This window comes from Pseudomonas sp. MF4836 (assembly GCF_002018875.1).
GTDB lineage: Bacteria > Pseudomonadota > Gammaproteobacteria > Pseudomonadales > Pseudomonadaceae > Aquipseudomonas.
Genome location: NZ_MVOL01000020.1, coordinates 72,028 through 94,006, shown reverse-complemented (window position 1 = coordinate 94,006; position 21,979 = coordinate 72,028). Strand labels below are relative to the sequence as shown.

At 64.5% G+C, this 21,979-nt stretch carries 27 protein-coding genes and 1 pseudogene; 12 read left to right on the top strand and 16 right to left on the bottom strand.

All coding sequences use genetic code 11. The features are described from left to right. Positions 1-236 precede the first annotated feature (236 nt). From MF4836_RS32080 to MF4836_RS32050, 7 genes are all read left to right on the top strand, one after another. Positions 237-2,009, top strand: a complete 1,773-nt coding sequence (locus MF4836_RS32080; RefSeq protein ID WP_078473726.1) for a PQQ-dependent methanol/ethanol family dehydrogenase — start codon at positions 237-239, stop codon at positions 2,007-2,009. A 265-nt stretch (positions 2,010-2,274) separates the two neighbouring features. After that, a complete protein-coding gene (exaC, locus tag MF4836_RS32075) occupies positions 2,275-3,795 on the top strand; it encodes an acetaldehyde dehydrogenase ExaC (protein ID WP_078473725.1) in 1,521 nt (506 codons plus the stop codon). Positions 3,796-4,024: 229 nt separating this feature from the next. Continuing rightward, positions 4,025-4,096: a pyrroloquinoline quinone precursor peptide PqqA gene (gene pqqA, locus MF4836_RS32070; RefSeq protein ID WP_011060521.1), complete on the top strand. Its 72-nt coding sequence runs from the start codon at positions 4,025-4,027 to the stop codon at positions 4,094-4,096. A 64-nt stretch (positions 4,097-4,160) separates the two neighbouring features. Continuing rightward, positions 4,161-5,075: a pyrroloquinoline quinone biosynthesis protein PqqB gene (pqqB, locus tag MF4836_RS32065; RefSeq protein WP_078473724.1), complete on the top strand. Its 915-nt coding sequence runs from the start codon at positions 4,161-4,163 to the stop codon at positions 5,073-5,075. A 233-nt stretch (positions 5,076-5,308) separates the two neighbouring features. Further along, positions 5,309-6,472, top strand: a complete 1,164-nt coding sequence (gene ercA / locus MF4836_RS32060; RefSeq protein ID WP_078473723.1) for an alcohol dehydrogenase-like regulatory protein ErcA — start codon at positions 5,309-5,311, stop codon at positions 6,470-6,472. After that, positions 6,456-8,183 (top strand): hybrid sensor histidine kinase/response regulator, encoded by a 1,728-nt coding sequence (locus tag MF4836_RS32055; RefSeq protein WP_078473722.1) that lies wholly within the window; start codon positions 6,456-6,458, stop codon positions 8,181-8,183. The genes ercA and MF4836_RS32055 overlap by 17 nt, the downstream gene beginning before the upstream one ends. Positions 8,184-8,248: 65 nt before the next feature. Continuing rightward, complete coding sequence (locus MF4836_RS32050; RefSeq protein WP_078473721.1) at positions 8,249-9,091, top strand: VanW family protein; 843 nt, start codon at positions 8,249-8,251, stop codon at positions 9,089-9,091. Here the strand turns inward: MF4836_RS32050 and MF4836_RS32045 are convergent. Further along, the gene (locus MF4836_RS32045; protein ID WP_078473720.1) at positions 9,065-9,613 is read right to left on the bottom strand and encodes a YniB family protein; all 549 of its coding nucleotides are present in this window, start codon (positions 9,611-9,613) and stop codon (positions 9,065-9,067) included. The two genes, MF4836_RS32050 and MF4836_RS32045, sit on opposite strands and share 27 nt — an antisense overlap. 128 nt (positions 9,614-9,741) lie before the next feature. On the opposite strand from MF4836_RS32045, the pseudogene MF4836_RS35920 reads away from it, so the two are divergent. After that, positions 9,742-9,889: pseudogene (locus tag MF4836_RS35920) on the top strand (VanW family protein); the annotation flags it as partial. Between the two features lie 12 nt (positions 9,890-9,901). On the opposite strand, the gene MF4836_RS32035 reads toward MF4836_RS35920, so the two are convergent. Further along, positions 9,902-10,450 (bottom strand): YniB family protein, encoded by a 549-nt coding sequence (locus tag MF4836_RS32035; RefSeq protein WP_078473718.1) that lies wholly within the window; start codon positions 10,448-10,450, stop codon positions 9,902-9,904. Between the two features lie 181 nt (positions 10,451-10,631). On the opposite strand from MF4836_RS32035, the gene MF4836_RS32030 reads away from it, so the two are divergent. The 4 genes from MF4836_RS32030 (at position 10,632) to MF4836_RS32015 (ending at position 15,600) form a co-directional block, all read left to right on the top strand. Next, the gene (locus tag MF4836_RS32030; RefSeq protein ID WP_078473736.1) at positions 10,632-11,300 is read left to right on the top strand and encodes an ABC transporter ATP-binding protein; all 669 of its coding nucleotides are present in this window, start codon (positions 10,632-10,634) and stop codon (positions 11,298-11,300) included. Between the two features lies 1 nt (position 11,301). After that, positions 11,302-13,782 (top strand): ABC transporter permease, encoded by a 2,481-nt coding sequence (locus MF4836_RS32025; RefSeq protein WP_078473717.1) that lies wholly within the window; start codon positions 11,302-11,304, stop codon positions 13,780-13,782. Further along, the gene (locus tag MF4836_RS32020) at positions 13,772-14,854 is read left to right on the top strand and encodes a lipocalin-like domain-containing protein (RefSeq protein WP_078473716.1); all 1,083 of its coding nucleotides are present in this window, start codon (positions 13,772-13,774) and stop codon (positions 14,852-14,854) included. The genes MF4836_RS32025 and MF4836_RS32020 overlap by 11 nt, the downstream gene beginning before the upstream one ends. 161 nt (positions 14,855-15,015) lie before the next feature. Next, positions 15,016-15,600, top strand: coding sequence for a hypothetical protein (locus MF4836_RS32015; protein ID WP_078473715.1), 585 nt, complete (start codon positions 15,016-15,018; stop codon positions 15,598-15,600). A 235-nt stretch (positions 15,601-15,835) separates the two neighbouring features. On the opposite strand, the gene MF4836_RS32010 is transcribed toward MF4836_RS32015, so the two are convergent. The 14 genes from MF4836_RS32010 to MF4836_RS31945 form a co-directional block, all read right to left on the bottom strand. Next, a complete protein-coding gene (locus MF4836_RS32010) occupies positions 15,836-16,147 on the bottom strand; it encodes a hypothetical protein (protein WP_078473714.1) in 312 nt (103 codons plus the stop codon). Continuing rightward, on the bottom strand, positions 16,144-16,386 hold the full coding sequence (locus MF4836_RS32005) for a hypothetical protein (protein WP_078473713.1): 243 nt from the start codon (positions 16,384-16,386) through the stop codon (positions 16,144-16,146). Before MF4836_RS32005 ends, MF4836_RS32010 begins: the two co-directional genes overlap by 4 nt. Next, positions 16,383-16,832, bottom strand: a complete 450-nt coding sequence (locus MF4836_RS32000; protein WP_078473712.1) for an SMI1/KNR4 family protein — start codon at positions 16,830-16,832, stop codon at positions 16,383-16,385. Before MF4836_RS32000 ends, MF4836_RS32005 begins: the two co-directional genes overlap by 4 nt. A gap of 39 nt (positions 16,833-16,871) precedes the next feature. Beyond that, a complete protein-coding gene (locus MF4836_RS31995; protein ID WP_078473711.1) occupies positions 16,872-17,222 on the bottom strand; it encodes a hypothetical protein in 351 nt (116 codons plus the stop codon). Positions 17,223-17,284: 62 nt separating this feature from the next. After that, positions 17,285-17,731, bottom strand: a complete 447-nt coding sequence (locus MF4836_RS31990) for an SMI1/KNR4 family protein (RefSeq protein ID WP_078473710.1) — start codon at positions 17,729-17,731, stop codon at positions 17,285-17,287. After that, a complete protein-coding gene (locus MF4836_RS31985; protein ID WP_078473709.1) occupies positions 17,728-18,105 on the bottom strand; it encodes a hypothetical protein in 378 nt (125 codons plus the stop codon). Before MF4836_RS31985 ends, MF4836_RS31990 begins: the two co-directional genes overlap by 4 nt. Further along, positions 18,102-18,482, bottom strand: coding sequence for a hypothetical protein (locus MF4836_RS31980; protein WP_078473708.1), 381 nt, complete (start codon positions 18,480-18,482; stop codon positions 18,102-18,104). The genes MF4836_RS31985 and MF4836_RS31980 overlap by 4 nt, the downstream gene beginning before the upstream one ends. Further along, a complete protein-coding gene (locus tag MF4836_RS31975; RefSeq protein WP_078473707.1) occupies positions 18,479-18,919 on the bottom strand; it encodes a hypothetical protein in 441 nt (146 codons plus the stop codon). The genes MF4836_RS31980 and MF4836_RS31975 overlap by 4 nt, the downstream gene beginning before the upstream one ends. Before the next feature lie 145 nt (positions 18,920-19,064). Next, complete coding sequence (locus MF4836_RS31970; RefSeq protein WP_078473706.1) at positions 19,065-19,364, bottom strand: DUF3349 domain-containing protein; 300 nt, start codon at positions 19,362-19,364, stop codon at positions 19,065-19,067. Between the two features lie 28 nt (positions 19,365-19,392). After that, entirely contained in the window at positions 19,393-19,731 is a 339-nt protein-coding gene (locus tag MF4836_RS31965) for a DUF7668 domain-containing protein (protein ID WP_078473705.1), read from the bottom strand. Between the two features lie 154 nt (positions 19,732-19,885). Beyond that, positions 19,886-20,176 (bottom strand): addiction module antidote protein, encoded by a 291-nt coding sequence (locus tag MF4836_RS31960; RefSeq protein ID WP_078473704.1) that lies wholly within the window; start codon positions 20,174-20,176, stop codon positions 19,886-19,888. A gap of 1 nt (position 20,177) precedes the next feature. Then, the gene (locus MF4836_RS31955) at positions 20,178-20,471 is read right to left on the bottom strand and encodes a type II toxin-antitoxin system RelE/ParE family toxin (protein ID WP_078473703.1); all 294 of its coding nucleotides are present in this window, start codon (positions 20,469-20,471) and stop codon (positions 20,178-20,180) included. Positions 20,472-20,644: 173 nt separating this feature from the next. Then, entirely contained in the window at positions 20,645-21,061 is a 417-nt protein-coding gene (locus MF4836_RS31950) for a GlcG/HbpS family heme-binding protein (RefSeq protein ID WP_078473702.1), read from the bottom strand. 129 nt (positions 21,062-21,190) lie between these two features. Next, complete coding sequence (locus tag MF4836_RS31945) at positions 21,191-21,973, bottom strand: ABC transporter substrate-binding protein (protein ID WP_078473701.1); 783 nt, start codon at positions 21,971-21,973, stop codon at positions 21,191-21,193. Positions 21,974-21,979: the final 6 nt, after the last annotated feature.

Sequence of the window (21,979 nt, the reverse complement as noted above, 5' to 3'; positions counted from 1 at the left end):
CATGGAGTCTGCCTGTTGCAACCCGTACCCAGGTTTTACGGCCGCGGCGCAGCCGAGCGGGAGCAAGCGCCCTCGCCACAGGCGTGTTCACAGCCGCGCTCTTACATTCACCCCCCACCAAGGAACTAGAAAACTCCGTACTGCGGGTAATTGTTGGGAAGCGGGCCGGGACCAAGAATCTGCGCCAGACCGGGAAAATTTCCCGGGTACAACAAAAAACCGCAGAGGTAGCCGCCATGTCCCATCCCGCACGTCGCCCGTCCTTCGCCGTGAGCCTGTTGCTCAGCGCCATGCTGCTGTCCGGTACGGCGCTGGCTGGCGTCACCGATCAGGAAATCCTCCAGGACCCGCAGAACCCCGAGCAGATCGTCACCAACGGCCTCGGGGTCCAGGGTCAGCGCTACAGCCCGCTGGACACCCTCAACGTCGACAACGTCAAGGAGTTGCGGCCGGTCTGGGCGTTTTCGTTCGGCGGCGAGAAGCAGCGCGGCCAGCAGGCCCAGCCCCTGATCAAGGACGGGGTGATGTACATGACCGGCTCCTATTCGCGGGTGTTCGCCGTGGATGCGCGCACCGGCAAGAAGCTCTGGCAATACGACGCGCGCCTGCCGGATGACATCCGCCCCTGCTGCGACGTGATCAACCGGGGCGTGGCGCTGTATGGCGACCTGGTGTTCTTCGGCACCCTGGACGCCAAGCTGGTGGCCCTGAACAAAGACACCGGCAAGGTGGTGTGGAGCAAGAAAGTCGCCGACCACAAGGAAGGCTATTCCATCAGCGCCGCCCCGATCGTGATCAACGGCAAGCTGATCACCGGGGTCGCCGGTGGCGAGTTCGGCGTGGTCGGCAAGATCGAAGCCTACGACCCGAAAAACGGCGACCTGCTGTGGACCCGGCCCACGGTCGAGGGCCATATGGGCTACGTCTACAAGGACGGCAAGGCGGTGGAGAACGGCATCTCCGGTGGCGAGGCCGGCAAGACCTGGCCCGGCGACCTGTGGAAGACCGGCGGTGCGGCGCCGTGGCTGGGGGGCTACTACGACCCGGAAACCAACCTGTTGCTGTTCGGCACCGGCAACCCGGCACCGTGGAACTCCCACCTGCGCCCCGGCGACAACCTCTACTCATCGTCGCGCCTGGCCCTGAACCCGGACGACGGCAGTATCAAATGGCACTTCCAGAGCACGCCCCACGACGGCTGGGACTATGACGGCGTCAACGAGCTGATTTCCTTCAACTACAAGGAAGGCGGCAAGGAAATCAAAGCGGCGGCCACCGCCGACCGCAACGGTTTCTTCTACGTGCTGGACCGCACCAACGGCAAGTTCATCCGCGGCTTCCCATTTGTCGACAAGATCACCTGGGCCACCGGCCTGGATAAAAACGGCCGGCCGATCTACAACGAAGCCAGCCGTCCGGGCGCCCCGGGCAGCGAGGCCAAGGGGTCTTCGGTGTTCGTCGCCCCGGCCTTCCTCGGGGCCAAGAACTGGATGCCGATGGCCTACAACCGCGACACCGGGCTGTTCTACGTGCCATCCAACGAGTGGGGGATGGACATCTGGAACGAAGGCATCGCCTACAAGAAGGGTGCGGCGTTCCTCGGTGCCGGCTTCACCATCAAGCCGCTGAACGAGGACTACATCGGCGTGCTGCGGGCCATCGACCCGGTCAGCGGCAAGGAAGTCTGGCGCCACAAGAACTACGCGCCTCTGTGGGGCGGCGTCCTGACCACCAAGGGCAACCTGGTCTTCACCGGCACCCCGGAAGGTTTCCTCCAGGCCTTCAACGCCAAGACCGGCGAGAAAGTCTGGGAGTTCCAGACCGGCTCCGGGGTCCTGGGCTCGCCCGTGACCTGGGAAATGGACGGCGAGCAATACGTCTCGGTGCTCTCCGGCTGGGGCGGCGCGGTGCCGCTGTGGGGCGGCGAAGTGGCCAAGCGCGTCAAGGACTTCAACCAGGGCGGCATGCTCTGGACCTTCAAGTTGCCTAAAGCGTTGGTGAAGCAGTAGCGAGCGGCAAGCGGCACGCTGCACGTTAAGAGCGTTCGGTGTGCGCTTTGGGTGTGCAGCAGGCGCGAGCGGCAAGCTGACTGCGTTCCGCTCCACACTTGCCGCTTGCAGCTCCAGGCTTGCAACTGGGCCGCAAGCGGCCCCGCCCTACTACCAAATAACGAGAGTCCCCCTGCCAACGGCGCATTCGTCTGGGGCCCGGGGCTCTCTACCATCGGGGTATCGCCTGTTGACCGACAGGCTTCGACCCAAGCAGAGGCCCAGCATGATCTACGCACAACCCGGAACCCCAGGCGCTGTCGTTTCCTTCAAGCCGCGCTATGGCAATTTTATCGGCGGCGAGTTCGTGGCCCCGGTCAATGGCCAGTACTTCAGCAACACCTCGCCGGTCACCGGTGAAGTGATCGCCGAATTCCCCCGCTCCAGTGCCGAAGATGTGGAAAAGGCCCTGGACGCCGCCCACGCCGCCGCTGACGCCTGGGGCAAGACCTCGGCCCAGGACCGCTCCCTGGTGCTGCTGAAAATCGCCGACCGTATCGAGCAGAACCTGGAAATCCTGGCGATCACCGAAACCTGGGACAACGGCAAGGCCGTGCGCGAAACCCTGAATGCCGACGTGCCCCTGGCTGCCGACCATTTCCGCTATTTCGCCGGTTGCATCCGCGCCCAGGAAGGTTCGGCCGCCGAGATCAACGAACACACCGCCGCCTATCATTTTCACGAGCCCCTGGGCGTGGTCGGGCAGATCATCCCGTGGAACTTCCCGCTGCTGATGGCCGCCTGGAAACTCGCCCCGGCCCTGGCCGCCGGCAACTGCGTGGTGCTCAAGCCGGCCGAGCAGACGCCGCTGTCGATCATGGTGTTCGCCGAGCTGATTGCCGACCTGTTGCCGGCCGGGGTGCTGAACATCGTCCAGGGCTTTGGTCGCGAAGCGGGCGAGGCGCTGGCCACCAGCACGCGTATCGCCAAGATCGCCTTCACCGGCTCCACGCCGGTGGGCTCGCACATCATGAAATGCGCGGCCGAGAACATCATCCCGTCCACCGTGGAACTGGGCGGCAAGTCGCCGAACATCTTCTTCGAAGACATCATGCAGGCCGAGCCGCAGTTCATTGAAAAGGCTGCCGAAGGCCTGGTGCTGGCGTTCTTCAACCAGGGCGAAGTCTGCACCTGCCCGTCGCGGGCGCTGGTCCAGGAGTCGATCTACGAACCCTTCATGGCTGAAGTCATGAAGAAGATCGTCAAGATCAAGCGTGGCAACCCGCTGGACACCGAAACCATGGTCGGTGCCCAGGCGTCGGAACAGCAGTACGACAAGATTCTCTCGTACCTGAAAATCGCCCAGGAGGAGGGCGCCGAGCTGCTCACCGGTGGCGCTGCCGAGCACCTGGAGGGCGACCTCTCCAGCGGCTATTACATCCAGCCGACCCTGCTCAAGGGCCACAACAAAATGCGCGTGTTCCAGGAAGAAATCTTCGGCCCGGTGGTGGGCGTGACCACCTTCAAGGACGAAGCTGAAGCCCTGGCGATTGCCAACGACAGCGAGTTCGGCCTCGGTGCCGGCCTCTGGACCCGCGACATCAACCGCGCGTACCGCATGGGCCGGGCGATCAAGGCCGGTCGCGTGTGGACCAACTGCTACCACCTGTACCCGGCCCACGCCGCGTTCGGTGGCTACAAGAAGTCCGGCGTGGGTCGGGAGAACCACAAAATGATGCTCGACCACTATCAGCAGACCAAAAACCTGCTGGTGAGCTACGATATCAATCCCCTGGGCTTTTTCTAAAAGCCAGGGTCGTAGCGGGGCAGTTGGGTGCTGCCTCGCTCCGACCTGAAGGAACACAATAAAACGGCGCGACGTCTTGGGTGGACGCCGCGCCGTTTTGCATTGCCCCCCAACCTCATCCCCTACCAACGCACCCCGCCAGCTTGTCCCAAAGTAGCATTCGGCCCCGTTGCCCCCCGTGCATTAATGCCTCTACCGGAATCGCCCGGCACAAGAAGAGGATTGACCCATGTGGCATAAACCCGCGTACACCGATCTGCGTATTGGCTTCGAAGTGACCATGTATTTCGCCAACCGCTGATGCGTTCCGCTCCGGTCAATCGTCTGCGTTGGCCGGAGTTTTCCTCGATTCCGGGAGCTTGCCCATGCATATCCGCATTCTTGGTTCCGCGGCCGGTGGCGGCTTCCCGCAGTGGAACTGCAACTGCCGCAACTGCGCCGGCGTGCGCGACGGCAGCGTACGCGCCCTGCGCCGTACCCAATCCTCGATTGCCCTGAGCGACAACGGCGTCGACTGGATCCTGTGCAACGCCTCGCCCGACATCCGCGCCCAACTCGAATCCTTCCCGGCCCTGCAACCGGCGCGGCAACTGCGTGACACGGCGATTGCCGGGGTCATCCTGCTGGACAGCCAGATCGATCACTGCACCGGCCTGCTCAGCCTGCGCGAAGGCTGCCCGCATCAGGTCTGGTGCACCGAGATGGTCCATCAGGACCTGAGCAGCGGCTTCCCCTTGTTCAACATGCTCAGTCACTGGAACGGCGGCCTCGACTGGCAGCCGATCGATCTCTCGGGCGAGGCCTTCAGCATCCCGGCCTGCGAGCACCTGCGGTTGCGGGCGATCCCCTTGCGCAGCAGCGCGCCGCCCTATTCGCCGCACCGGGGCAACCCGCACCCGGGGGACAACATCGGCCTGTTTGTCGAGGACCTGCGCAGCGGCGGCACCTTGTTTTATGCGCCGGGCCTGGGCCAGGTAGACCCGGAGCTGCTGGGCTGGATGCGCCGCGCTGACTGCCTGCTGGTGGACGGCACGCTGTGGCGCGACGATGAAATGCGCGTCTGCGAAGTCGGCGACAAACTGGGCAGTGAAATGGGCCACCTGGCACAAAGCGGCCCTGGCGGCATGCTCGAACTGCTCGACGGCTTTGCGAGGGCGCGCAAGGTGCTGATCCATATCAACAACACCAACCCGATCCTCGATGAGGACTCCGCCGAACGGGCGCTGCTCGACAGGCGCGGGATCGAGGTCGCGTTCGATGGGATGGACATTCACCTGTGAGCCCCTGCTGTAGCCGCCGCCGGAGGCTCGGGAACCACCGCAGTTCCACGGCGTGCTTCAGGGCCGGCGCAGCCTCGTGGGCTCGGCAGCGGCGACAGGCATTGGGTGGTGTTCGAACTGCCACGGCGTAGGTCAGGCAGCGGCTACAGGGGTACCCGATGGTCGGATTGCATTCGCAGCGGGATGCTTTAGGCTGGCGTTCATCTTCCAGAACAACAAGAAACAGGCTTCCCATGGGCCAGAATCTCAGTCTGCTGCGTAAATTCGTTTCCCCGGAAATCATCTTCGGTGCCGGCTGTCGGCACAACGTCGGCAACTATGCCAAGACCTTCGGTGCGCGCAAGGTGCTGGTGGTCAGTGACCCCGGGGTGATCGCCGCCGGCTGGGTGGCCGATATCGAGGCCAGCCTGCAGGCCCAGGGCGTCGACTATTGCCTGTACAGCGCGGTCTCGCCCAACCCTCGGGTGGAAGAGGTGATGCTGGGCGCCGAGATCTACCGCGAGAACGGCTGCGACGTGATCGTCGCGGTCGGCGGCGGCAGCCCGATGGATTGCGGCAAGGCCATCGGCATCGTCGTCGCCCACGGGCGCAGCATCCTTGAGTTCGAAGGCGTGGACATGATCCGCGTGCCGAGCCCGCCGCTGATCCTGGTGCCCACCACGGCCGGCACCTCGGCCGATGTGTCGCAGTTCGTGATCATCTCCAACCAGCAGGAACGGATGAAGTTCTCTATCGTCAGCAAGGCGGTGGTGCCGGATGTGTCGCTGATCGACCCGGAAACCACCCTGAGCATGGACCCGTTCCTCTCCGCCTGTACCGGCATCGATGCCCTGGTGCATGCCATTGAAGCCTTTGTCTCCACCGGCCACGGTCCACTGACCGACCCCCACGCGCTGGAGGCGATGCGCCTGATCAACGGCAACCTGGTGCAGATGATCGCCAACCCGACCGACATCGCCCTGCGGGAAAAAATCATGCTCGGCAGCATGCAGGCCGGCCTGGCGTTTTCCAACGCCATCCTGGGCGCGGTGCACGCCATGTCCCACAGCCTGGGCGGCTTCCTCGACCTGCCTCACGGCTTGTGCAACGCGGTGCTGGTAGAACACGTGGTGGCCTTCAACTACAGCTCGGCGCCGGAGCGTTTCAAGGTGATTGCCGAGACCTTCGGCATCGACTGTCGCGGCCTCAACCATCGGCAGATCTGCGGGCGTTTGGTCGAACACCTGATCGCCCTCAAGCACGCCATCGGCTTCCACGAAACCCTGGGCCTGCACGGCGTGCGCACCGCGGATATTCCGTTCCTCTCGGAGCACGCCATGGATGACCCGTGCATCCTCACCAACCCGCGGGAATCGAGCCAGCGTGACGTCGAGGTCGTGTATGGCGAAGCGCTCTGAGGAGCAGCAACGCGCCCTCGCCGGACTGCTGGGGCTGGGCAACCACTCGGCGCGCAAGAGTCATTACCCGGAGCTGGCGGCGCGCCTGGACGACCTGGAAGCCGAGCGCAACCGTTACAAATGGCTGTTCGAGAACGCCGTGCATGGCGTGTTCCAGGGCAGCCTGCTGCAAGGCATGCGCGCCGCCAACCCGGCCCTGGCGCGGATGCTCGGTTATCAGGACCCGCAGGAGGTGCTGTTTTCCCTGGCGGACCTGGCCGGCAACCTGTTTGTCGGCGGTGCCCCGGAGCTGGAAGCCATAGGCGAAATGCTGCAACGCCAGCGCAGCCTGCTGGGCTATGAAACCCAGCTGCGGCGCAAGGACGGCAGCAGCATCGATGTGCTGATGAACCTGTTGCTCAAGCCGGACCAGGATGAACTGGTGGAAGGCTTCGTCGCCGATATCACCGAGCGCAAACTGGCCCAGCAGCGCCTGCAACAACTCAATGACCAGCTTGAACAACGGGTCGCGGCACGCACCGACGAACTGCTGGAGGCCAACCGTAACCTGCAGCAGCAGATCGCCCAGCGGGAACAGGTCGAACAGGCCCTGCGCGATGCCCGGGACGCCGCGCAAGCCGCCAACCGCAGCAAGGACAAATACCTGGCCGCCGCCAGCCATGACCTGCTGCAACCCTTGAATGCCGCGCGGCTGCTGATTTCCACCCTGCGTGAACGCCAGTTGCCCGCTGCCGAAAAGGTGCTGGTGGAGCGTACGCACCAGGCCCTGGAAGGCGCCGAAGATCTGCTCACCGACCTGCTGGACATCTCCAAGCTCGACCAGGCCGCGGTCAAGCCGGATGTGGCGCTGTACCGCCTGGATGAACTGCTGGCGCCGCTGGTCTCGGAATTCCAGTCGGTGGCCGAGGCGACCGGGCTCGATTTGCGCGCGCGCATCGGTGATTTCGCGGTACTCACCGACCTGCGGCTGATGACGCGCATCTTGCGCAACTTCCTCAGCAACGCCTGTCGCTATACCGAGCGCGGCAGCATCCTGCTCGGTGCCCGCCGACGTGGGGCCATGCTGCGCCTGGAAGTCTGGGACACCGGCCGCGGTATCGCCGCCGATCGCCTGGACTCGATCTTCCTCGAATTCAACCAGCTGGATGTCGGCCGCGCGGCCGATCGCAAGGGCGTCGGCTTGGGCCTGGCGATTGTCGAGCGCATTGCCAAGATCCTCGGCTACCCGGTTTTGGTGCGTTCCCAGCCAGGGCGCGGCTCGGTGTTCAGCATCGATGTGCCGCTGTCTGGCGAAGTGCCGCTGCCCATCAGCCTGGCCATGCCGCAGCCGAGCACCGGCAACCCGTTGCCGGGCCGACGCCTGCTGGTGCTGGACAACGAAGTCAGCATCCTGGAAAGCATGGCCGCGCTGCTCGGGCAGTGGGGTTGCGAGGTGCTGACCGCGACCGACGAGGCGGGGGCACTGGAGGTTTTGCAGGGGCGGGCGCCGGAGCTGATCCTGGCGGACTTCCACCTCGATCACGGGGTCATAGGGTGCGAGGTGGTGCGCAACCTGCGGGAACATTTCCGTTTGCCGCTGCCGGCGGTGATCATCACCGCCGACCGCAGCGACCAGTGCCGCCGCGCCCTGCAACAGCTCGGCGCGCCGCTGCTGAACAAACCGGTCAAGCCGGGCAAGCTGCGGGCGGTGCTCAGCCAACTGCTGGGCTAGGCTGCGCCGGGCGCTGCCGTTAAGATGCCGCAGTTTTTTCACGGACGAAGGCTGCGGGCCAATCGATGAAACCCCTGTCGCTGTATCACCCGCTCCTGTACTGGCTACGGGTCCGGCAAAAACGCCTGGTGCGGCATCTGGCCTGGCGCTTTGGCCGCCGGCGTTATGCGCGCCCCGAGGCGGGCAGCGAGCGCCTGGCGTACCGCTATATCAAGCACACCTCGAAACTGATCCGCAAACTGGGCGACTCCGACCTGGCCCTGCAGCACAACAAGGTGATCAACCTGCGGCTGGCGGTGGCCAGTATCGACGGGGTGCGCATTGCCCCGGGCGAGTACTTTTCGTTTTGCCGCCTGGTCGGTCGCCCAAGCCGCGAGCGGGGGTTTGTCGAAGGCATGGAGCTGTCGTTCGGCGAGGCGCGCAGCGGCATCGGTGGTGGCATCTGCCAGTTGAGCAACCTGATTCACTGGATGGCGATCCACTCGCCGCTGGTGGTGGTCGAGCGTTCCAACCACAGCTTCGACCCCTTTCCCGACGAGGGCCGGGTGCTGCCATTCGGTTCGGGGGCGGCGATCTTCTACAACTACATCGACCTGGTGCTGCATAACCCGAGCACAAGCACCTTCCAGCTCAAGTTGAAGGTCGGCGAGTCTCAGCTCGAAGGCGAACTGCTGTGCGAGCAGCCGCGGGATTTCAATTACCACATCTTCCAGCGCGGCCATCGCTTCACTCGCGAAAGCAGCCGGGTGCTGCGTGAGAACGAGATCTGGCGCGATGTGCTGACCAAGGGCCAGAACCCGCAGCTGGAGCGCCGGGAGTTGCTGTACCGCAACCGGGTCGTGGTCAAGTACCCGGTGGCGGACGAGCTGCTGGACCCGCCGCTAAAGGACCCGCAGCGTCCACAGTAGGCCGAGGAAGACCACCGCGATGCCCAGGGGCAGCACGTACAGCAGGCGCGCCTGGGAAAAGAACGAAGGCACGTCGCCGATCAGGGTCGAGTCCTCTAACTGCTGGCGGGTCATCACCGGCACGCCGTCCTGCGCCGGGGCGCTGAGCTGGGCCTCGATATGGGGTTCGACGGCCGCCACTTTGCGCATCAGTGCCCGGCCCGAGGCGAACAGTGCGGCACCGACGAAGATCAGCAGGTAAATCACCAGGTATTTCCAGTGCTGCGAACTGTTGAGCCGAATGAAATCCGGGACCGGGCTGTTACTCCAGAACCAGTCCAGGGGCCGGGTGTTTTCGTAGAGCCAGTACATGAAGTTCTTGATCGGCCGGTTGATGGTGCCGGCCATGGCGGTGTAGTCGTCCAGGCGCCACTTGAACATCTGCAGGGTGGAAAACACGGTGGAGATCAAGGCGCCGGTGAACATCAGTGCACCTACGCCGATGAACAGCCGGTATTTCAATTGGGCGCGGGTGTAGTTCATGTGTGCTTCCTGCCATGAAGAAAAGGGGCGCAATACTATATTCCGCCGCGCCTGGCCGATAGGGGCGGCGCGGGTTGATGGGCGCTCAGGCATTGACTGCCTGGAGCGGCGAAGGTTTCAGCGCCACGCACACCTCGAAACTGATCCGGAAGCTGGGTGACTCCGACCTGGCCCTGCCGCACAACAAGGTGATCAACCTGCGGCTGGCGCTGGCCAGTAGCGATGGGGCGCATTGCCCCGGGCGAGTACGTTTCGTTCCGCCGGCTGGTCGGTCGCCAGCGTCGGGCATCAGATGATGCCCAGCATCCACAGTAGGCCCAGGTAGACCGCCGCGGCGCCCAGCGGCCAGACCACAAGCAGGCGGACCTGACTGAAGAACGACGGCGCCTTGTCCACCAGGGTCGAGTCTTCCAGCTGTTGCAGGGTCTTGGCCGGTACGCCTTCCTCCACCGGGGCCTTGAGCTGGGCTTCGATCAGCGGCTCGACTGCTTCGACCTTGCGCATCATTCCCCGGCCCGTAGCGAACAGCGCCGCGCCGACGAAGATCAGCAGGTAGATCACCAGGAATTTCCAGTGGGACGGGTAGCTCAGGTCGATGAAACTGGGTGTCGGGCTGTTGTCCCAGAACCAGTTCAGCGCCTGTGTGTTGTCGTTGACCAGGTACACGAAGTACTTGATCGGGCGATTGATAGTCGAGGCCATGGTGGTGTAGCTGTCCAGGCGCCAATAGAGCATTTTCAGGGTCGAGAAAAAGGTCGAGATCAAAGCACCGGTAAACAACAGTGCGCCTGCGGCGATGTACAGCCGGTACTGCAATTGGACCCTGGTGTAGGTCATGGATGCTTCCTGCAATGAAAAAAGGGCTGCAATACTATATTCCGCCGCGCCAGGCCGATAGGTGCGGCGCGGGTTGATGGGCGCTCAGGCATTGACTGCCTGGAGCGGCGAAGGTTTCAACCGGCCTCGGGCGCTGCACGCGCTATCCTTGGGCCTCATCTTCGGTCGGACGATTCAGCCCATGCTCGATGTACAAGGCGTGTTCAAGAGTTACGCCACGCCCCAGGGGCCGTTGGCGGTGCTGCAGGGTGTCGACTTGCAGCTGGGGCAGGGCGGCAGCCTGGCGCTGATGGGTGAGTCGGGCAGCGGCAAGAGCACCTTGCTGCACCTGGTGGCGGGGCTGGATCAGGTTGATCGCGGCAGCATTCGCGTTGGCGGGCAGCCGCTGGAGCACATGAACGAACACCAGTTGGCCAACTGGCGACGCACGGAAGTGGGCCTGGTGTTCCAGCAGTTCAACCTGATCGGCAGCCTGCGGGTTGACGACAACCTGGCGTTCCAGGCGCGCCTGGCCGGGCGTTTCGATCCGCGCTGGCAGGCGCAATTGGTGGAGCGCCTGGGCCTGGGCGAGTTGCTGCGGCGCTACCCGGAGCAGTTGTCCGGTGGCCAGCAGCAACGGGTCGCCCTCGGCCGCGCGCTGGCGTCCAGGCCTGGCCTGCTGCTGGCCGACGAACCCACCGGCAGCCTCGACGAAGCCACCAGCGACGAAGTGCTGCAGCTGTTGCTCGACCTGCTGGCCGACAGCCCCACCAGCCTGCTGATGGTGACCCACAGTCAGCGGGTCGCGAGCCGCCTGGGGCAGATTGTTCTGTTGCACGGCGGACGCCTGGCCGACCCGGACGGGCACTGAGATGGGGGTCTTCAGAGGCGCCCTGGGCGCGCTGCTCAGCCATTGGCGCCGGCACCCGGTGCAGTTCTTCAGTGTGCTGACTGGTTTGTGGCTGGCCACCAGCCTGCTGACCGGAGTCCTGGCGCTCAACAGCCAGGCCCGTGACAGCTACGCCCGGGCCAGCCAACTGATCGGCGGCGAGCCCCAGGCCAGCCTGGGCACGGCCAGCGCCGGCAACTTTACTCAAGCCTGGTTCGTCAGCCTGCGCCGTGCCGGTTGGCCGGTATCGCCCGTGCTGCAAGGGCGCATTACGCTCAAGGAACATCCGCAGGTGCGCCTGCAATTGATGGGGATCGAGCCGCTGTCGCTGCCAGCCGGGGCCGCGGTGGCCGGCAAGGCCCTGGACCTGCGGCAGATCGTCGACTTCTTCGGCCCGCCCGGGCGCACCTGGGTCGCGCCGCAGACCCTGGCTGCCCTGGGTTATCACGAGGGCCAGCAGCCGCAGACGGCAGATGGCCAGGTGCTGCCGCCGTTGCACAGCCAGGCCGACATGGCCCCGGGCATGCTGTTGCTGGATATCGGTTTTGCCCAGGCCTTGCTGGGCCAGCCGGGGCAAATCTCACGGCTGCTGTTGCCCCGGGATTTCGCCGCCCATGCGCCGCCGTTGCCCGCCGAGCTGGCCGGGCAGTTGCGGCTCAAGCAGGGCGCCGATGAGAGCGACTTGTCGCGCCTGACCGAGAGCTTTCACCTCAACCTCAATGCCCTGGGCTTTCTGTCGTTTGTGGTCGGGCTGTTTATCGTCCACGCCGCCATCGGCCTGGCCCTGGAGCAGCGCCGCAGCCTGCTGCGAACCTTGCGTGCCTGCGGTGTCAGCGCGCGGATGCTGATCTTCTGCCTGGCGGTTGAGCTGGGCGGCCTGGCGCTGCTGGGCGGGATTGCCGGGGTGGCCAGCGGTTACCTGCTGGCGGGGTGGTTGCTGCCGGATGTCGCTGCCAGCCTGCGCGGGCTGTACGGCGCCGAGGTGGCGGGGCAATTGAACCTGAGCCCCGGGTGGTGGCTGAGCGGCATCGGCCTGAGCCTATTGGGGGCCTTGCTTGCCGGCGGCAATAGCCTGCTGCGTGCCGCGCGCCTGCCGCTGCTGGCCCTGGCCAACCCCCAGGCCTGGCATCAGGCCCACGCCCGCTGGCTACGGCGCCAGGGCCGGGTCGCCGCCTTGGCGTTGGCCGTGGCGGGCGCAGCCTGGTGGCTGGGCGACAGCCTGAGTAGCGGCTTTGTACTGATGGCGGCCTTGCTGCTGGGGGCGGCCCTGGGATTGCCGGTGCTGCTCGATGCCTTGCTCGGCGGCCTGCTGGGGCGCAGTCGCTCGGTACTGGGGCAGTGGTTTGTCGCCGATTGCCGTCAGCAACTGCCGGCACTGAGCCTGGCGTTGATGGCGCTGCTGCTGGCCCTGGCGGCCAATATCGGCGCCGGCAGCATGACGTCGGGTTTTCGCCAGACCTTCACTGACTGGCTCGAACAGCGCCTGACCGCCGAGCTGTACCTCAATCCCCAAAGCCCGGCCCAGGCCCGGGAGCTGCAGCAGTGGCTGCCCGCGCAGCCGGAAGTGACAGCGCTGCTGCCCAGCTGGCTGGTGCCGTTGCAAGTGCAGGGCTGGCCGGCGGAGCTGTACGGGGTCATCGACCATCCAACCTACCGCCAGCACTGGCCGCTGCTGGAAGCCCTGGGCGAGCAGCCCTGGGACCAGTTGGCCCGGGACGACAGCCTGATGCTCAGCGAACAGCTGGCGCGTCGGCTCAAGGTGCGCGTCGGCGACCGCTTGCCGATCCCGGTGCCCGAAGGCCAATGGGCGCCGCAGGTGGTGGGGATCTACGCCGACTACGGCAACCCCAAGGGTCATATCCTGGTCAACGCCGGGCACCTGTTGAAGCACTGGCCGCAACTGACGCCGAGCCGTTTCAACCTGAGGATCGAGCCGTCGGCCATCGGCCCCCTGGTCAGCCGCTTGCACCAGCAGTTTGCCCTCGACGACAGCCGGATCATCGATCAGGTGCAACTCAAGGGCTGGTCGAGCCAGGTCTTCGAGCGCACCTTCGCCGCCACGGCAGCCCTCAACAGCCTGACCCTGGGGGTGGCTGGCGTGGCGCTGTTTATCAGCCTGCTGACCCAGAGCCAGAGCCGCCTGGGCCAGTTGGCGCCGCTGTGGGCCCTGGGCGTGACCCGGCGCCAACTGATGCTGCTCAACCTGGGCCAGACCTGGCTGCTGGCGGTGCTGACCCTGGTCCTGGCACTGCCCCTGGGCATCGCCCTGGCCTGGTGCCTGGATACCGTGATCAACGTCCAGGCCTTCGGCTGGCGCCTGCCGTTGCGGGTGTTCCCATGGCAGTTGCTGCAACTGCTGGGGCTGGCGCTGCTGGCCACCTTGCTGGCGTCGGCCTGGCCGCTGTTCACGCTTTACCGCACGCAACCCGTGGACCTGCTGAGGACGTTTGCCGATGAGCATTGATCGGGCATGCCGCCTGTTGCTGGTGTTGAGCCTGTGCCTGGGCGGTTGTGATCAGCCCGCCGCACCGCAACAGGGCTTCGCCGGGCTGGGCAACCAGGCGGCCGACTTCGCCCAGGTGGTGCCGGGACGCACGTTCGGGTTTCCCGCCGATCACGGCGCCCATGAGGGGTTTCGCATCGAATGGTGGTACCTCACCGCCGATCTGGTGGACCCCCAAGGCCAGCACTTCGGCGTGCAATGGACGCTGTTTCGCAGCGCCTTGCGGCCCGGCCCCGAGCAGCCCGGCTGGGGCGCGCCGGTGGTGTGGCTGGGCCACGCGGCGGCCACGTCGGCCGACGCCCATCACGCCGCCGAGCGCTTGGCCCGGGGCGGGGTGGGCCAGGCCGGGGTCAGTGCCCAGCCGTTCCAGGCCTGGATCGACGACTGGAGCCTGCGCAGCCTCACGCCCGTCGGCGATCCCCTGGCCCACCTGCAGGTGCAGGCCAGCGGGCCGGGCTTTGCCTACCAATTGCAATTGCGCGCCAGCCAGCCGCTGGTGTTGCAGGGCGAGGGCGGCTACAGCCGCAAGTCGGAACAGGGCCAGGCCTCCTATTACTACAGCCAGCCGTTTTTCCAGGCGGCGGGCAGCTTGCAGATCGATGGCAAGACCTATCAAGTCAGCGGCCCGGCCTGGCTCGACCGCGAGTGGAGCAGCCAGCCACTGGCGGCCGGGCAGAGCGGTTGGGACTGGTTCTCGCTGCACCTGGACAGTGGCGAGCGGTTGATGCTGTTTCGGGTTCGGGAGGACGATCGGGAGCCGTACCTGACCGGCACCTGGATCAGCGCCGATGGCCGCACCCAGACCTTGCACAAGGATGATATCGAACTGCTGCCCCTGGACCTGACCCGGGTCGCCGGCCGCGACTTGCCAACCCGCTGGCAGCTGAAAATCCGCTCCAGGGGCCTGGATATCAGCACCCAGGCACTGAATCCCAAGGCCTGGATGAACCTGAGCATTCCTTACTGGGAGGGACCGGTACGCCTCAGTGGCAGCCATGGCGGCAGCGGTTACCTGGAAATGACCGGCTACTGAGGTCGCGGCAAAATCGGGCGCCGGGTGTGGCGTGCAGTGGGCGGGCGGGATGACGACCTGACGGGCGCACTCGCCAGCAGCGTCTATGCTCATGCCCCACGCCTGATCGAACACCTCGATTGGCGGTCGGTTTTGTTTTCAACCACAAGGAATGTAGCCCTATGAAACTGCACACTTTAACCAAGGCCATTGCCCTGGCCACTCTGCTGTCAGCCGCCAGCCTCAGTGCCCATGCGGCGGATATCCCGCTGGCTGGCGCGGTGGAAGCCGATGAGGTGGTGACCAAGGTCCTGTCCGTGGACGCGGCCAAGCACCAGGTGGTTCTGGAAGGCGCAGGCGGCAAGCCGGTGCATGTGCAACTCAGTGACCAGGCCAAGGACCTGGGCAACCTCAAGGTGGGCGATCAGGTCAAGGTCCTGGTCACCCATTCGGTGGTCGCCGTGCTCGACACCCAGGTGGATAAAGGCGCGCCGGATGCCAGCGAAAGCAGCGGGGTGATCCGTGCCACCAAGGACAACCCCAATCCGGGTGGCGAGGCCTATCGCCAGGTTCAGGTGCAGCTGAAAATCACCGCCATCGACCTGAAGAAAAACCAACTGACATTCGAAGGCCCGGCCGGCAATAAAAAGGTCGTGAGCGTCGAGAAGCCGGAAGTCCAGGCCCGCCTCAAGGACCTCAAGGTCGGCCAGAGCGTGGTGGTGACTTACACCGACGTGCTCAAGGTCACCAGCGAGCATGAAAGCTGATCGAGGTTTGTCGCCGCACCCGGTTCGGTTTGAGGCGCAATGGGTGTCTCAAATCGAACATTCAGCGCGGTGATTGTGTGCAGATTTGTTCAGAATCTGTGCACGGACTTTTTTCGGACGTTCGATTAAAATAGCCCCCGTTCGCCCGGTGCAAAGGCTCTTTACCAGTGCATGGATTGCCGAGGCCAAAGCACTGGGCGAACACCTTTTTTTCGACGTGATGCAAGGCAGCGCTTCAGCACTTCAAGGTCTGCAACGGACCGATCTTCCGGCTCAACGCTGCTGCGAATTGCGCCTCGTCCGCAAACTGTTCGGTCTCGATAAAATCCAGAAACCACAGCCCCTCGGCCCCGGCCAATACCTCCAGCCAGCCGGGCTTGCGGATCTGTTCCTGGGGAATCGTGCTGCCGCCCATGCCATGACCTTTACCCTCGCTCAGCATGAACAGGCGCTGCTCAAAGCAGTAGGCAACCTGTTTGGGCCACTCGGCGTGATGGGGGTACTGGGGAAACAGGTCTTTTTCGGCGATCACGTAAAAGGTTCTCATGGGCAGGCCACCATCGGCGCGACATCACCCTTGAGGCAGCGCTCGAGGAAGGCACGGGCCGCCTGCGGATCACGCTGGAACAGCTCGAAGGACGCCGCGTCCAGCTCGAAGTAATGATCGAACTCCACCAGGCTGCGGCCCGGGCGTATCGGGGTGGACATATAGGTCCGGCCCGACTCCGGCTCGATACCGAGGCAAAACTGCTCGGTGCGGTTGATGAATACGTCGTGGTACGTCATGTGCGCTCCTGATAGTTGACGCAATGGGCCAGCAGGAATTGCAGGAAGTCGGCCGGGGCGAAGCTGCTCCAGCGCTCATCGTCGTGCCGGTAGATCGACACCCGGGGCAGGCAGCGACCGTCCCTGATTGCAAAACCGTACAGGTCACCGCAACCGTTATCGGAGAACAGCACATGTTGGCCGCGCAGGGCAGCGTATTGCTGGTTGAGCTGGACCAGGTTCAAGCTACTGTCCGGGTCCAGCGAGTAGACCGTGCCCAGGGCAAAGAAGCCGCCGCCATGGCGGCTGATGAACCTGAGGTAGTCGTCGGGCAACAGGCAGTTCAATTGCTGCTGGGCATGCTGGATCTGGCTGGCGTTCGGCGGTTGGTCCGTCTCCAGTTCGAACCAGATCGGCTGCCGTTGGCGCGCATCGTCGATCAGGCGCTCAAAGATTTCAAAGTCCATGCTGCACACCCGGTGATGGGGCAGGGAGATGCCTGCGATTCATGAGTACTGGCCCTCGCAACTGTCCAGCAGGTTGCCCAGGCATTCCTCGTCGAGGGTGACGTTGTCCAGTTGCTGCGGGTCCAGCTCGCTCCAGTCTTGCTCGGCGCTGATTTCATGGATGGTCAGGGGGATTTCCCGAGCCTGGAAAAACGTCAGGATCGCACGCAACGTGGCCGCTTGTTGCACATGCTCGTTGCTGTAGACCTGCCCGTCGTAGAAGAACCCGGTTGCGCCCGCCGCCAGTTTGGCGCTGGCCATGGACAGTGGCAGGCCCAGGCGTTGGTGAAGGAACTTGGTGGCTTCGAGGTTTTTCAGCGGCAGGGTTGAGGCAATTCTGATTCTGGACATGGTCTGGTTCGCTGAGCCCGTAGTAGAGAGTGGGAGGTGCCAGGTGTGGACGCTCGATGGCGTCACAGCCGCAGGTTCACGTAGTGCTGGAAAAACAGCGAGAAGCTCGGATTGAGCACGCGCTCGATCTTGCGCTGGAACAGGCTGTAACTCAGCACCCGGCCCTGGCCCTGGGCGCTGCAATCCACGGCCCAGCAGACTTCGTCGTCACGCAGGTAGATGACGGCCAGGTGTTCGGGCAAGCCGAATTCGCTGCGGCAATAGGTGGTGGCGTAGAGCAGGCTGCCGCCATTGCAGAGTGTCGCGTCGTTGTCTTCAATGCCGGCGATTTCCGATTGCACCACGCCTCCGCCGCCGCAGGTCAGCAGGAACGCCACCAGGTCGGCAGGCAGTTGCAGTTTCAGCAGGCCTTGCAGGCGCTGTATCTGCTCCGCGCTGGCGGGGCCGAACCAGAAGGTTTCCTCGTCGCCGGCGTCCAGGGCGTCGATCAGGGGCTGATAGTCAGTCATGGTTGTGCGCTCGATGGAGGGCCTGGTTGCGGTTGCGGTGCCCGGTCGTACCGACAGTCGTCGGCGATGATGCTCAGCACCGGGCGGCCGCTCCAGGCGCAGATAAAACTGTAGCTGTCAGGGGCCGATGACAACTCCCCCGGCTCCACCTGGGCCAGCAATTGCGACAGGGGAGCGCGGCTCAATTCGGCTATCTCCGTGCCTTCGGCGCCGAGGCTCTGGTAGGCCACCAGCCCGGTGAAGGACAGCACCCAGGGCTGTTGCTGCCAATCGATAAACTCGACGCGCAACAGCCCGGGGCTGCTGCCGAGGTGTTGGATGCTGCCGTCGGCGACACAGAACGGGGTGTCCGGGCCTGGCGTTGACGGGGTCATAGTGCAACACCCTGCAACGTGACATCGCGCGCGACCAGTTCGACCCACCCGGTGCGAGCCTCCGGGTTCGGTGCCAGGGAAATCAGCACAATCGAGCCGCCAACGTTGAGCGCCCCGGTGCCGTCGGCCTCGATGGCGATCAGCTCGGCGCGCAGGTGCAGGGCATCATCCTGGACGCGCAGCTGGCAGTCGTGGTGGGTACTGGGTTTGAGGTTTTCCCCCCAGTGAAATGCATCGTCGAGGTCGAGCTCGACCTCCAGCCAGGCGTCGAGCGCCGGCTGCGGCCCTGACCAGTTGGCCTGGCCCGTGCCGTGGGCGCTGAGGAAGCTGACCCGGGCCGGGTCCGAGGGCTTGCATTGCAACAGACGAACCTTCATTGGCGCGGCTTTACTGCATCGAAGGTTTCACCGGTTACCGTCAGCACATCGCCGTTGAGCTCGGAGGTGAACAGGTTGTTGATCACCAGTTCCAGGCAGCCCTCATTGTAGGGAAACAGATGCTCCAGCAATTCCTGCCACAGGTACTCGCGGATCAGCCAGGCCGCCACGTCTGGCCAGCGCTCGGCCAGGGTCTGTAGGTCCGGGTAGCCCAGAACCTGTATTTCGGGGATGTCGACGGTGCCGTATTGCTGGTCATCGATCGGGCATTCGGCGATGAAGATATCGGCCAGGACAAAGAACGCCGGGCGCAATTCATCCAGGGTCACGCTGAAGCTGAAGGCCTTGGTAGGGCGGTCGACTTTCTGCGAAAAACCCGGCTCGCGTTGAGTGATTGTCCGTGGGTCGACCACGTTGCCTGCGGATAGGACGATCATGCCGTTCCCTGTTGATGTGAATGAACGCTTCCTTGTGCCAGCGACCCGGGCAGAAGGGGCGCTGCCGGGGGATTTTTACACAGTAAGTGCTTGCCGATCAGCTGCTTATTTTTCCGGGGGCGGTTTTTGTTCGGGCCCTAGCTGTTCAGTGCCCATGGGGCCGCTCGCCATGGCTCTGCTCGGCGCTGTAAAGGCTGCTGAGTCCCAGGGCTTCGAGGTGCTGCTGCACCCGCTTCACATTTGCGGCATCGGGTTTGTCGGTGCCGTGGACGCGGTAAATATCGTTGAGCACCCGATCCGGATCCCTGGCACTGAGCGTGGCGATCAGTTCGGCCAGATTGCGGTCGGAAAAGTGTTCGTAGAGCAACGCCAGCAAGGGCCGGTAGTCCGCGTCGGGCAGTCCCTGCGGGTAGGCGATCTGCAGCATCTTCAAGCTGGTTGGCATGGGGCAGGTCCTCACCTGAAGCGATGGTTCAAAGCACGTGCAGGTCAAGCATCTGCAGCTGTGGGCGGTCGCCTTCGAACAGCACTTGCAGCGACAGGGTCAGGTCGCTCAAACCTTCCTCGGCGGTCCACAGCGGTACGTCCAGGTGCAGGCCCGACCCATCCTGATAGGCGTAGCGCTCGATGCTGTCGATAAAGGCGGGGGGCGGAGCCACCAGCGTGGCGCCGTATTCGTGCAGGCACAGTTGCACGTCGTCCTGGCGCAGCCGGCCGAGCCAGCCTTCAGCGCAAAGGGTGGCGTAGTCCGCTGTCACCAGTGCATTGACCAGCTCGCGGATTTGCTGTTGCAGAGGGGGATCGACGTCCATTGTCCAGGGCCTTTCAAGTGAGGGCGAAGCCTGTCGCGGTGCGGTGCTTTTTACAAGCCGGCGCACTGGTTTTTTTGCGACCTGCCGGGGTTGTTCGCCGCGATGCCTGCGCCAGGGCGACAGGCTGCCGGGTATTCAGGGCCGCCTGCCGGCTTCAGCCGTGGGTCACTTGGGTACGCAGTTGAATTCCCAGGGCGCGCATGACCTTGACCACGGTGTCGAAGCGCGGCTTGGCGCCGGGGGCGAAGGTTTTATAGAGGCTGGCGCGGCCCAGGCCTGAGTCGCGGGAAACCTGGGCCATGCCCCGTGCACGGGCGACGTGGCCCAGGGCGCGCAGCAGTTCATCGGTGTCGCCGTCGGCCAGGACCTGGGACAGGTACTCGCTGATGGCCTCGTCGCTGTCGAGCAGGGTTGCCATGTCGAAGGGAACAAGTGTGCCAGCCATATTAAAACTCCTTTGCCAGGGCGCGGGCCTTGTGGATGTCGGCTGCCTGGGTCGCCTTGTCGCCACCGTGCAGCAAAATGATCAGCCAGGTGCCACGCCGAATGAAATAAATGCGGTAGCCGGCGCCGATATCGACGCGCATTTCACCGAGTTCGCCGCCCAGCGCCTTGACGTCGCCGAGGTTGCCCGCCGCCGCGCGCTCGAGGCGCCGTGCGATGGCGATCCTGGCCCGCATATCGCGAAGTGAGGCATGCCAGCGCGCAAAACCGGGCGTCTGCTGGAGCGTGTAATCCATGGCTGAGTGTATCCATATAGAGACAAAAAACAATGCCGTCATGAAGCCATCCGACTGGCGGCTCACAACGAATGCCTGGCTATAAGGTAAGCAGCGAAGGGTGCGGGGAGGGCGGCATTTTTCGTATCGGAATGTTCGGTGCAAACCCCAGGCCAGAGCCAGGGGCGCGAGCTTCAGCCTTGTACGGCGTCCAGCGCGGCGACAGCCAGGCGCGCCAGTTCCGCGTCCTGCTCGGGCCTGACGCCGGAAACGCCAATCGCGCCGATGCATTGCCCCAGGTGCAGGATCGGCACCCCGCCTTCAAGCATGCCTTGCAGCAGCGGTGCGCTGAGAAATGCCTGGCGACCGCCGTTGATCATCTGTTCATAGGCCCCGCTGTCGCGGCGGCCGAGGGCGGCGGTGCGGGCTTTTTCCGTGGCGATGTAGGCGCTGATGGGCGCCGCGTCGTCGAGCCGCAGCAGGCCCAGGGGATGGCCACCGTCATCGACCACGGCAATGCTCACGGCCCAGCCGCGTTCACGGGCGGCGTGCTCGGCTGCAAGTAGCATCTGGGTGACGTCGGGCTGGGACAGGACCGGTTTGTTGAGCATGCTGTTTCCTCTATCGAGCGCCACTGGCCAGGCGCGTGTCACGCGCCCGGCCAGCTTCGGGGGGGTTAGGTCTGGCACGTTCACCGTTGCCGGCTAGCGGGCCGCAACGGCGTCCGCCAGGGGTAGGGCTTACTCGCCGTAGATATCGAAGTTGAAGTACTTCTTGCGGATCTGCTCATAGCTGCCGTCGGCCCGTATTGCCGCCAGGGCCTGGTTCAGTTCGGCGCTCAGCGGGTCGTTCTTGCGCACCGCGATGCCGATGCCAGTGCCGAAGTACTGCGGGTCGGTGAAGCTGGGCCCGACAAAGTGATAGTCGCCGCCTTCGGGCCGTTTGAGCAGGCCCTCCTCGACGGCCACCGAACTGGCCAGGGTGGCGTCGACGCGGCCGGCCAGCAGGTCGAGGTAGATTTCGTTCTGCGAGCCGTAGCGCACGATCTGCGCACCGGCCGGCTCGAAGGTGGCCGAGGCGTAGCGGTCGAAGTTGGTGGCGCGCTGCACGCCGATGCGCTTGCCGGCCAGGGACGCTGGAATGGCCTCGATGCCGTTGCCCTTGCGGGTCACCAGCTTGGCCGGGATACGGTAGTAGCGGTCGCTGAAGTCCACCGATTTGAGGCGCTCGGGGGTGATCGACACCGAAGAAATCGCCGCGTCGATCTTGCGCACCTTGAGCGCCGGGATCAGGCCGTCGAATTCCAGTTCCTGCCACTGGCAGGTGACCTGCATCTTGGCGCACAGGGCCTGGCCGATGTCGTAGTCGAAACCTTCCAGGCGGTTGTCGCTGGTCTTGTAGGCAAACGGCGGGTAAGCCGCCTCGATGCCCACGCGCAGGGTTTTCTCGGCGGCCTGGGTGCTGGCGCCGAAACTGGCGAGGCTGGCCAGGCCAAGGACGGTGAGGGTTTTTTTCAGGTTCATACAAAG